The sequence below is a fragment of the Thalassotalea sp. G20_0 genome, from assembly GCF_017744175.1.
Lineage (GTDB): Bacteria > Pseudomonadota > Gammaproteobacteria > Pseudomonadales > Endozoicomonadaceae > Endozoicomonas.
This window is the reverse complement of the sequence record NZ_JAGHQV010000502.1, coordinates 1-547: the sequence shown is the minus strand read 5'-3', so window position 1 is coordinate 547 and position 547 is coordinate 1. Positions and strand designations below refer to the sequence as shown.

The window sequence follows — 547 nt, the reverse complement described above, 5'->3', positions numbered from 1 at the left end:
TAACCGAATTCACAGAACAATGGTATGAAAAGCCTCAGGACAAGCGGGAACCCTATGCGATCAGGCTTGAGGCTAAACTGGCCCAAATGAAAGCAAGAACCAAAGAGACCAGGAAAGCCAAGCCTGAGAAAGTAACATTTCTGCTGTCACCTTCTATAATTATCAACATCATCAAATACAACAAACCATTAAAGCCAGTGGTTTGGTCATCTCTGGAACACTATGCCCGCAACGGCCAGCTAACTAGCAGTTTGTGTAAGGCGCTCAGCCCGGTTATCCGAAATGATAATGAGGGTGTTGTTCCTGAGTTCGTTAAACATGCAGTGGCTGAAAAGTTGGTACAGATTGAGGCAACAAAAACACCCGTAGTAACAGCCATCGCTCTGCAACAACCTCCTGCAAGCACGACACTCCCTTGGTATCAGGATTCCACCAGGAGCATTCAAGGGCCGAAATTTACCTTTGAAGCGGCAATGGAAGAGCTGGATCGTTTTCCGATATTGGGGAATAGAGAACTTGAACTATTGGAACCCTATCGGAAAGAGAT

Annotated in this window: 1 protein-coding gene; it reads left to right on the top strand. The window is 45.9% G+C overall.

Annotated features, from left to right (window positions below; all coding sequences use genetic code 11):
• Positions 1-547 (top strand): hypothetical protein (locus tag J7438_RS27255; RefSeq protein ID WP_209279139.1); only part of this gene is annotated, 547 nt, incomplete at both ends.